Origin of the sequence: Actinomyces urogenitalis DSM 15434, from assembly GCF_000159035.1 — a bacterium.
GTDB lineage: Bacteria > Actinomycetota > Actinomycetes > Actinomycetales > Actinomycetaceae > Actinomyces > Actinomyces urogenitalis.
The window spans coordinates 435068-440122 of sequence record NZ_DS999574.1 but is presented as its reverse complement, the minus strand read 5'-3'; the positions used below and the strand labels follow the sequence as shown (position 1 = coordinate 440122).

Below are 5055 nucleotides of genomic sequence, written 5' to 3'. Positions count from 1 at the left end.
GAGCGTCGGCGCGCCCGGCACCGAGCCGGACAGGCCACGGACGTGACCACCCTGGGCGGCCTGACGGCCCTGACCGACGCCCTGCGCGAGGCCGTCACCACCGCCGGCGGACAGGTACGCACCCGCAGCGGTGCCCAGAGCCTGCGGCCGGCCTCCGCAGCTCCCGGTTCCTGGGACCTGGAGGTCGCGCCGACCGGACGAGGAGCCACGCCGTCGGCCGAGCCCGTGCCGACCGGGCCGGGCGAGGTCGTGCGCACGAGCCGGCTCGTCCTGGCCTGCTCAGCCGGTGCTGCCCAGCGGCTCCTGGCCGGCACCACGGTCGACGCCTCGATCGAGGTCCCGGTGGGATCCCCGATCGCGCGGGTCATGCTCGTGGTGCGCAGTGAGGAGCTTGACGCCGCCCCGGTGGGCTCCGGGCTGCTCGTGGCGCCGCTGTCCCCTGGGCAGGTGGAGACCTCCTGCCCCGTCGGCGCCAAGGCCCTGTCCCACCTCAGCGTCAAGTGGCCCTGGATCGGGGAGCAGCTGACCGCGCTGCACGGCCCTCACGTCCACGCCCTGCGCCTGTCCTACGGCCGCCCCGGCGAGCCGCGCCCCGAGATCAGCCTGGACCAGGCGCTGGAGGATGCCACGGTGCTCACCGGCCTGACCTCGCCGCTGCGGCGCGAGGACGTCATCGCCCACATGACCGTGCGCTGGGACGGGACCCTGCCGCCGGTCACCCCCGCCTACCGCGAGCGCACCGCCCGGCTCGTCGGCGACGTCGCCACCCTGCCCGGTCTGGCCGTCACCGGAGCCTGGGTGGCGGGAACGGGGATCGCCGCCGTGGTCGAGCACGCCCGCGCGCAGGCTGCTCGCCTGTCCGGCCCACCCGGGCAGGAGTCCGCGCAGGCAAGCCCCGCCTTGCCCGCAGCGGGTAACGTCGCTCAGGCCGACGGCGCCGCGCCGTCCTCCCTCCACCCCGACCAGGAGCAGGCATGAGCACCGTCCGACTAGGCACCCGCGGATCAGCCCTGGCACTGACCCAGTCCGGGCTCGTCGCCCGGATGCTGGAGCAGGCCGCGGCCCTGGCGGGGCAGGAGCTCCACGTCGAGCTCGTGCCCGTGCGCACGCGCGGGGACGTCGACCCCACGGCACTGTCCCAGCTCGGTGGGGTCGGGGTCTTCGCTACCGCACTGCGTGAGGCCCTTCTGGCCGGCGAGTGCGACCTGGCCGTCCACTCCTACAAGGACCTGCCCACCGCGGCGGTGCCGGGCCTACGGATCGCCGCTGTGCCGGCCCGCGAGGACCCGCGCGACGTCCTGTGCACCCGCGCCGCCACCCTGGGCCTTCATGACCTGCCTGCCGGCGCCCGCGTGGGCACCGGTTCTCCCCGGCGCTCCGCCCAGCTGCTCGCTCAGCGCCCGGACCTGACGATCGTGCCGATCCGCGGCAACGTCCCCACGAGGCTGGCGCGCGTGGTGGGCTCCGTGGTCAGTGCCGACGGCCCCATGGGGGCTACCGCTGAGCCGGACCTGGACGCCGCGATCCTGGCCCTGTCCGGGATGAGGCGGCTGGGCCTGGAGGACTACGCCAGTCAGCCGTTGGCCGCACGCTGTGGCGCCCGCTCCCAGGTCGAGGTGCAGGGCATCCCCGACGGCGGCTCCGCTGCCGGGTCCCCTGCCACGACCGAGCCGTGGATGCTCCCAGCCGCGGCCCAGGGGGCGCTCGCCGTCGAGACACGAGACCGCGTCTCCTGCGAGCTGCCCGTCCTCACGGTGGCGCTCGCCCTGGTCGACGACCCAGTGACCCGTGCCTGCGCTGACGCCGAGCGCTCCCTCATGCGCTGCCTCGCCGCGGGCTGCGCCGCACCTGTGGGCGCACTGGCCCGCCCCCTCGACGTAGCCGGCGAGCCTGCTGCAGGCCGTGACCTGCCCACCGAGCCCGGTACTGCCTTGGAACCCGGCCCTGACCAGGCGCCCGCCATCTGCCTGGAGGCCCTCGTGGCCTCGCTCGACGGCACCCAGCTGCGCCGCGCCAGCGCCACCGGGACGCTGGAGGAGGCCGAGGACCTGGGGCGCTGCGTCGCCGAGCGGCTCCTGGCCGACGGCGCCGCCCAGATCACGGACCTGCAGGCCTCCAAGGGCAGTCCCGGAGCAGGCAGCACCGGCCCGCAGGCCGCCGCGAAGGGGACCGACCGTCGATGACCGCCTCGGTGACCACCCCACCTGCCGGGAGCACACCGCCAGACCCTACTCACAGCGCGGCTCAGCCACTGGCCGGCCGTCGCGTGCTCCTGGGCCGCTCACGCCCCGCTGACCCCTTCGCCCGGGTCCTGCGTGAGGCCGGGGCCGAGGTTGACACCCTGGCCCTGACGGTGACGAGCCCGGGCACGCCTGAGGAAGTCGAACGAGCTCACGCGCTCATCAGCTCCGGGTGGCCGCAGTGGGTCGTGGTCACCAGCGCCCAGACCCTTGAGGTCCTTGACCTCTCCCGGCTCGGCACCTCGGAGGAGGCCAACGGTGGTGCCGTGCGGGGCGACAGCCAGGACGGTGTCTCGGCCCGATCCTGCGAGGACGGATGCCTGCTCCTGCCACCCACCCGCCTGGCCGCCGTCGGACCACGTACGGCCCATGCCCTGGCGGCCGTCACCGGCCGCCAGCCCGACGTCGTCGGAGGCTCGGACGCCGAGGCGCTGGCCCAGGCCCTGGAGGAGGCCGGGGTGGGACCCGGCACGCGGGTCCTGCTGCCGCAGTCAGCCCTCGCCCGCCCGGTCCTGGCCGAGCGGTTGGAGGATCTGGGCGCACAGGTTCAGCGTGCCGCTGTCTACACCACCGTCACGGCTCCTGCCTCCTGCCTGCCCCCGGCCTTCGCGACGCACTGGCGCGGTGGCGCCTGGGACGCCGTCGTCCTCACTGCTGGCTCCGCGGCCCGGGCCCTGACCGAGCTGGCAGGACCAGCTCCGGCCAGCACCGTCGTCGTCACCCTCGGCCGCCCCAGCCAGCTGGCCGCGCAGGCGGCAGGGCTCAAGGTCGCGGCGCTCGCCCCGACCCCGACGGCTGAGGGTGTCCTCAAGGCCCTCTGCCAGGTGCTGGAGCGGCAGGCCCCACCACCCTGAGCCGGCCAGCTGGCCCTGCCTGACCTCCTGCCCGTCCTCATCCACCCCCACGACTCACCAAGGACTCCCCATGACCGACTCCTCCACCTCCCCCGCCACCGACTTCCTCTCCTCCCGCGGCGTCCCGGCCCCCCAGGCACCCACCGTGCGCCCGCGGCGACTGCGCACCACGCCCGCGATGCGCGGGCTCGTGACTGAGACCCGCGTGAGCCCGGCCCAGCTCATCTACCCGGCCTTCGTGCGCGAGGGGATCAGCGAGCCCCAGGCCATCGCGGCGATGCCCGGGCAGTACCAGCACACCCTGGACTCTCTTCGTCGCGAGGCCGTGGCGCTGGTGGAGGCCGGCGTGGGCTCGATCGACCTGTTCGGCGTGCCCGAGGTGCGCGACGCCGCCGGCACCCAGGCCTGGGCGGAGGACGGCATCCTCAACCGAGGGATCGCCGCCGTGCGCAAGGAGGTGGGAGACGCGCTCGTCGTGTGTGCGGACACCTGCCTGGACGAGTTCACCGATCACGGGCACTGCGGCCTGGTACGCGGGCAGGAGGCGGGACACCGGGCAGGCGAGGTAGACAACGACGCCACCCTCGCCCTCTACCAGGCCATGGCCGTCTCCCAGGCGGAGGCCGGCGCCCACATGGTCTCCCCCTCGGGCATGATGGACGGCCAGGTCGCAGCGATCCGCCAGGCCCTGGACGCCACCGGACACGAGGACGTGGCCATCATGGCCTACTCCGCCAAGTACGCCTCGGCCTACTTCGGGCCCTTCCGCGAGGCCGTGGGCTCCACGCTCAAGGGCGACCGGCGCACCTACCAGCAGGACCCGGCCAACCGCCGCGAAGGGCTTCGCGAGGCCATGCTGGACGTGGCTGAGGGCGCCGACATCGTCATGGTCAAGCCCGCCGGCCCCTACCTTGACGTCCTGGCCGACGTCGCCTCCTCCTCCCCGGTGCCGGTGGCCGCCTACCAGGTCTCGGGCGAGTACGCGATGGTCGAGGCCGCGGCCGCCCAGGGCTGGATCGACCGCAAGCGCGTCATCATGGAGGCGGTCACCGGCATCGTGCGTGCCGGGGCCGACACTGTCCTGACCTACTGGGCTCGCGAGGTCGCCCGGCTGCTGGCCCGCTGAGCCTAGCCTCCTGCGCCCTGACGGCGAGCAGCGCAGACAGCGCGTCCACCGCCGTTGTCCCTTATCCCACCGACTCCTGCCACCAAACGGAAGGTCCCGACCATGACCACCAACCAGCAGCTCTTCGACGACGCCCGCGCCCTCATCCCCGGCGGCGTGGACTCCCCTGTGCGCGCCTTCGGCTCCGTGGGCGGGGCGCCGGTCTTCATTGACCACGCGGCCGGCGCGCGGGTCACCAGCGCCGAGGGACGCGAGTACGTCGACCTCGTGGGCTCGTGGGGACCGGCGCTGCTGGGGCACTCCCACCCGGCCGTCGTGGCCGCGGTACAGGAGGCTGCGGCCAAGGGGCTGTCCTTCGGGGCTCCCACCGAGACTGAGACCCTGCTGGCGCGCGAGGTGCGAGGCCGCGTGCCAGCAGCCGAGCGAGTGCGCTTCGTGTCCACCGGGACCGAGGCCACGATGACCGCCATCCGGCTGGCGCGTGGGTTCACCGGGCGCGACCTCGTGGTCAAGTTCGCCGGTTGCTACCACGGGCACTCCGACGGCCTGCTGTCAGCCGCGGGCTCCGGTGTGGCCACGGGTGGGCTGCCCGGCAGCGCTGGCGTGCCGGCCGCTATCGCTTCCCAGACGATCGTGCTGCCCTATAACGACGTCGATGCGCTGCGCGAGTGCTTCGCCGCGCGCGGGGAAGAGATCGCCGCCGTCATCACCGAGCCGGCGCCGGCGAATATGGGCATCGTGCCGCCTGCCCCTGGCTTCAACGCCGCGATCCGGGAGGTGAGCGCAGCCCACGGCGCGCTCATGATCGCTGACGAGGTCCTCTCCGGCTTCCGCG

General features: G+C 74.3%; 4 protein-coding genes and 1 pseudogene. All 5 read left to right on the top strand.

The window, feature by feature from the left end; genetic code table 11:
• Positions 1-978, top strand: a pseudogene (locus tag HMPREF0058_RS12965) (hypothetical protein); the annotation flags it as partial.
• On the top strand, positions 975-2183 hold the full coding sequence (gene hemC, locus HMPREF0058_RS01875) for a hydroxymethylbilane synthase (protein ID WP_006547964.1): 1209 nt from the start codon (positions 975-977) through the stop codon (positions 2181-2183). The pseudogene HMPREF0058_RS12965 and the gene hemC, both read left to right, overlap by 4 nt.
• On the top strand, positions 2180-3094 hold the full coding sequence (locus HMPREF0058_RS01870) for a uroporphyrinogen-III synthase (RefSeq protein WP_081449134.1): 915 nt from the start codon (positions 2180-2182) through the stop codon (positions 3092-3094). The genes hemC and HMPREF0058_RS01870 overlap by 4 nt, the downstream gene beginning before the upstream one ends.
• A gap of 70 nt (positions 3095-3164) precedes the next feature.
• A complete protein-coding gene (hemB, locus tag HMPREF0058_RS01865; RefSeq protein WP_006547962.1) occupies positions 3165-4220 on the top strand; it encodes a porphobilinogen synthase in 1056 nt (351 codons plus the stop codon).
• 102 nt (positions 4221-4322) lie between these two features.
• Positions 4323-5055, top strand: a 733-nt coding sequence (locus tag HMPREF0058_RS01860; protein ID WP_006547961.1) for an aminotransferase class III-fold pyridoxal phosphate-dependent enzyme, incomplete at its 3' end; no start/stop codon positions are given.